General features: G+C 73.5%; 3 protein-coding genes. 2 read left to right on the forward strand and 1 reads right to left on the reverse strand.

The window, feature by feature from the left end; genetic code table 11:
• On the forward strand, window positions 1-3,465 hold a 3,465-nt coding region (gene mfd, locus AE652_RS34275; RefSeq protein ID WP_049658792.1), incomplete at its 5' end, for a transcription-repair coupling factor.
• 121 nt (window positions 3,466-3,586) lie between these two features.
• On the opposite strand, the gene AE652_RS34280 is transcribed toward mfd, so the two are convergent.
• Window positions 3,587-4,177 carry a DUF4352 domain-containing protein gene (locus AE652_RS34280; RefSeq protein ID WP_049658794.1) on the reverse strand — a complete coding sequence of 197 codons (591 nt, stop codon included), beginning with the start codon at window positions 4,175-4,177 and terminating at the stop codon, window positions 3,587-3,589.
• 244 nt (window positions 4,178-4,421) lie between these two features.
• Here AE652_RS34280 and AE652_RS34285 point away from each other — a divergent pair.
• Window positions 4,422-5,451, forward strand: a 1,030-nt coding sequence (locus AE652_RS34285; protein ID WP_159028636.1) for an N-6 DNA methylase, incomplete at its 3' end; no start/stop codon positions are given.

Raw genomic sequence — 5,451 nt, forward strand, 5'->3', positions numbered from 1 at the left:
CTCGCCGGGCAGGCCGCCGGGGAACGGGGCCGTCCGGTGCTGGCCGTCACCGCGACCGGCCGGGAGGCCGAGGACCTCGCGGCCTCGCTGCGCTCGCTGCTGCCCGCCGACGCCGTCGCCGAGTTCCCGGCCTGGGAGACCCTGCCGCACGAACGGCTGTCGCCCCGCTCGGACACCGTCGGGCGCCGGCTGGCCGTGCTGCGCCGGATCGTGCACCCGCGGGCGGACGATCCGGCGGCCGGGCCGGTCCAGGTGATCGTCGCCCCGGTCCGCTCGGTGCTCCAGCCGCAGGTCAAGGGGCTGGCCGAGCTGGAGCCGGTGGCCGTCCGGCGCGGTGAGTCGTACGACCTGGAGGAGGTGGCCCGCCGGCTCTCCGCTGCCGCCTACGCGCGCGTCGAACTGGTCGAGAAGCGCGGCGAGTTCGCCGTCCGCGGCGGCATCCTGGACGTCTTCCCGCCGACCGAGGAGCACCCGCTGCGGGTGGAGTTCTGGGGCGACGAGGTCGAGGAGGTCCGGTACTTCAAGGTCGCCGACCAGCGCTCGCTGGAGATCGCCGAGCACGGCCTGTGGGCGCCGCCCTGCCGGGAGCTGCTGCTCACCGACGAGGTGCGGGCCCGGGCCGCCGAGCTGGCCGCCGAGCACCCCGGGCTGGCCGAGATCCTCGACCGGATCGCCGAGGGGATCGCGGTCGAGGGCATGGAGTCGCTGGCGCCGGTGCTGGTGGACGACATGGAGCTGCTGCTGGACGTGCTGCCGCTCGGCTCCGTCACGGTGGTCTGCGACCCGGAGCGGGTCCGCACCCGGGCCGCCGACCTGGTCGCGACCAGCCAGGAGTTCCTGCACGCGTCCTGGGTCGCGGCCGCGGCGGGCGGGGACCGGCCGATCGACCTGGAGGCCATCGACGTCTCCGCCGCCTCGCTGCGCTCGCTCGCCGAGGTGCGCGAGCACGCCGCCGAGATCGGGCTGCCCTGGTGGTCGGTCAGCCCGTTCGCGACCAGCGAGTCGACCGTCGACGGCATCCTGGAGTTCGACGCCAACACGCTGACCCTCGGCATGCACGCCGTCGAGGCCTACCGGGGCGACACCGCTCGGGCGATCGCCGACGCCAAGGAGCGGCTGGCCGCCGACTGGCGGGTCGTCATGGTGACCGAGGGCCACGGCCCGGCCTCCCGGCTCGCCGAGGTGCTGGGCAACGAGGGCATCCCGGCCCGCCTCGTCGCCGACCTCGCCGAGGCGCCCACCCGGGACGTCGTCCACGTCTCCTGCGGCTCGATCGAGCACGGCTTCGTCGACGAGGACCTGAAGCTCACGGTCATCACCGAGACCGACCTGTCCGGCCAGAAGTCCTCCACCAAGGACATGCGCCGGATGCCCTCGCGCCGCCGCAACGCGATCGACCCGCTGGCGCTGGTGGCCGGCGACTACGTCGTCCACGAGGCGCACGGCGTCGGCAAGTACGTCGAGATGGTGCAGCGCACCGTCCAGGGCGCCACCCGCGAGTACCTGGTGCTGGAGTACGCCCCGGCCAAGCGCGGCCACCCCGGCGACCGGCTGTTCGTGCCGACCGACCAGCTCGACCAGGTCACCAAGTACGTCGGCGGCGAGGCCCCGACGCTGCACCGGCTCGGCGGCGCGGACTGGGCGAAGACCAAGCAGCGGGCCAAGAAGGCGGTCAAGGAGATCGCCGCCGACCTGATCAAGCTGTACTCGGCCCGGATGGCCGCCCCCGGCCACACCTTCGGCCCGGACACCCCGTGGCAGCGCGAGCTGGAGGACGCCTTCCCGTACGCGGAGACGCCCGACCAGCTGACCACCATCGCCGAGGTCAAGTCCGACATGGAGAAGTCCGTCCCGATGGACCGGCTGATCTGCGGCGACGTCGGCTACGGCAAGACCGAGATCGCGGTGCGGGCCGCGTTCAAGGCCGTGCAGGACGGCAAGCAGGTGGCGGTGCTGGTGCCGACCACGCTGCTGGTGCAGCAGCACTTCTCGACCTTCGCCGAGCGCTACGCCAACTTCCCGGTGACGGTGAAGGCGCTGTCCCGCTTCCAGACCGACAGCGAGGCCAAGGCCGTCCTGGAGGGGCTGTTCGAGGGCTCGGTGGACGTCGTCATCGGCACCCACCGGCTGTTCTCCTCCGAGACCAGGTTCAAGGACCTCGGCCTGGTCATCGTCGACGAGGAGCAGCGCTTCGGCGTCGAGCACAAGGAGCAGCTGAAGAAGCTGCGCGCCAACGTGGACGTGCTCACCATGTCCGCGACCCCGATCCCGCGCACCCTGGAGATGGCGGTCACCGGCATCCGCGAGATGTCCACCATCACCACCCCGCCGGAGGAGCGGCACCCGGTGCTGACCTTCGTCGGGCCGTACGACGAGAAGCAGATCTCGGCCGCGATCCGGCGTGAACTCCTGCGCGAGGGCCAGGTGTTCTACATCCACAACCGGGTGGAGTCGATCGACAAGGCGGCCGCCCGGCTGAAGGACCTGGTGCCCGAGGCGCGGATCGCCACCGCGCACGGCCAGATGGGGGAGACCCAGCTGGAGAAGGTCGTCGTCGACTTCTGGGAGAAGGAGTTCGACGTCCTGGTGTCGACCACGATCGTGGAGTCCGGCATCGACATCTCCAACGCCAACACCCTGATCGTGGAGCGCGGCGACACCTTCGGCCTCTCCCAGCTGCACCAGCTGCGCGGCCGGGTCGGCCGAGGCCGCGAGCGCGGCTACGCGTACATGCTGTACCCGCCGGAGAAGCCGCTCACCGAGACCGCGCACGAGCGGCTGGCCACCATCGCCCAGCACACCGAGATGGGCGCGGGCATGTACGTCGCGATGAAGGACCTGGAGATCCGCGGCGCGGGCAACCTGCTCGGCGGCGAGCAGTCCGGGCACATCGCGGGCGTCGGCTTCGACCTCTACATGCGGATGGTCGGCGAGGCGGTGGCGGAGTTCCGCGAGTCGCTGGCCGGCGGCGGGGAGGCGGAGGAGGAGCCGCTGGAGGTGAAGATCGAGCTGCCGGTCGACGCCCACGTGCCGCACGACTACGCGCCCGGCGAGCGGCTGCGGCTGCAGGCGTACCGCTCGATCGCCGCGGTCAACTCGGAGGAGGACATCCAGCAGGTCCGGGACGAGCTGGTGGACCGCTACGGCAAGCTGCCCGAGCCGGTGGAGAACCTGCTGCTGGTCGCGGCGCTGCGGCTGTACGCCCGCCGGTGCGGGATCTCGGACATCACCCTCCAGGGCTCCAACGTGCGCTTCGGGCCGGTGGAGCTGCGGGAGTCCCAGCAGCTGCGGCTGAACCGGCTCTACCCGCGCAGCCAGGTGAAGGCGGCGGCCCAGCAGCTGCTGGTGCCGCGCCCGAGCACCGGGCGGATCGGCGGCAAGCCGCTGGTCGGGCGGGAGCTGCTGGGCTGGTGCAGCGAGTTCCTGTCGGCGATGTTCGACGACCTGGCGGGGGCGAAGAAGTAGCGTCCGCCCCTCGGGTGGTCCACGGCGGTCTCGGGCTCTGCCCGGGGCCGCCGTTCCGTTTCTGTCCGCCTGCCTGTCCGTCCGCCTGAGCGGGGCGGGGCTGCGGCTGTGAACAGGGCTGTCAGCCGATCTTCCACTGGCCGGTCTGCGGGGCGAAGCCGCTGTCCAGGCCGAACTGGGCCTTGTCGAGCTTGACGTCCTTCGGGACCTCGAAGGTGACGAAGCCGAGGGCGCTCTCGCCGGGGGCGATGGTGGCCGGGACCTGGAAGCTCGGGCCGGCCTTGGTGTCGGCGACCGTGGTGCCGAAGGCCTGGCCCTGGGCGTCCAGCACCTTGGCGCCGTTGCCCGGGGCGTCGCTGTAGGCCTTCTTGCCGCTGGCCTTGATCCGGAACTGGACCGCGACGAAGCGCTTGCCGTCGGCCGGGTGGACGTACTCGTTGTCGGCCTCGGCGTTGTCGACCACCTTCACCAGCGTCACCTCGGCGGTGTCGGCCGGGTCGTTGCCCTTGAGCGGGATGGTGTCGCCGACCTGCGCCACCTTGGGGGCGTCGGCCGGCTTGCTGCCGCCGGCGGGCGCGCTCGCGGCGGCGCTCTGCTTGGGCTCGGTGGCGACGGACGGGCCGCCGGTGGAGTTGCACGCCGTCGCGGTGAGCGTGATCAGGGCGGCGCCCAGCAGCAGGGAGGCGGTGCGGCGGCGGGTGGTCGCGGACATGGGTGTTCTCCCGGTGATCGGTGGTCTTCCTGGCGCCGCCCCCGTTCGGTGGCGACGGAGAGATCACACCACTCGGGCGTGAACCATGTCAATGCGATTTCACAAAAGAGCTCTGTTCACATGTGAACTGGGATCGAGAGGCTCGTCGCTATGCTGTGCGGTCACAGCCCCGAGCCGCCCACCCCCGGCCCGGCGCCCAGCCCCCGCCCGCAGTGCGGTCGCAGCCCCCACCGAAGGAGCCCCCGTGCCGGACCGTCCCGAAGTGACCGCCGCCGAGATCGCCCGGCTGGCCGGCGTCGGCCGGGCCGCGGTCAGCAACTGGCGCCGCCGCCACCCCGACTTCCCGCGCCCGGTCGGCGGCACCGACGCCAGCCCGGCCTTCGCGCTCGCCGAGGTCGAGTCCTGGCTGCGCGCCCAGGGCAAGATCGCCGAACTCCCGCTGCTGGAGCGGGTCTGGCAGCTCGTCGACACCCTCCGCGACCCGGCCGGCCACCCCGCCGCCCCGCTGGTCGAGGCGGGCGCCCTGCTCCTGCTGCTGCACCGCGAGCCCGGACAGTGGGCCGAACTCGCCGACCGGCCCGACACCCGGCTCGCCCTCGCACTGCCCCGGGCCGTCGCCGGCACCGCCGTGCACGCCTTCGGCCCGGACGGCGCCCGCACCCTCGGCCTCCCCGGCCTGCTCGGCAGCACCCAGCTGGACCTTGCCCGGCTGCTCGCCGAACTCGCCGCCCAGGCCGGCCCGGTCGGCGCGTACGAGCAGCTGCTCACCCGGTACGCCGAGGCCAACACCCGCCAGCTCAGCCCCACCCCGCCGGAGGCCGCCGAGCTGCTCGCCGCCGTCGCCGGCGTCCCCGCCACCGTGCTCGACCCGGCCGTCGGCCTCGGCTCCGTCCTGCTCGCCCACCCGCCGACCACCGGCCGCTACGGCCAGGACGCCGACCCGGTCGCCGCCGCCCTCGCCCGGCTCCGGATCGCCCTGCACACCCCCGCCGACGAGCCCGGCCCGCTGCCGCTCGACCTGCGCGCCGGCGACGCCCTGCGCGCCGACGGCTTCCCCGGCGACACCTTCGAGGCGGTGCTCTGCCAGCCCCCGTACAACGAGCGCGACTGGGGCCACGACGAGCTGCAGTACGACACCCGCTGGCCCGGCGGGCTCGTCCCGCCGCGCGGCGAGTCCGAACTCGCCTGGGTGCTGCACTGCCTCGCCCACACCCGTCCCGGCGGCCTCGCCGCGCTGCTGCTCCCGCCGACCGTCGCCGCCCGCCGGGCCGGCC

The organism is Kitasatospora sp. MY 5-36, from assembly GCF_001182915.1.
In the GTDB taxonomy this organism is placed as follows: domain Bacteria; phylum Actinomycetota; class Actinomycetes; order Streptomycetales; family Streptomycetaceae; genus Kitasatospora.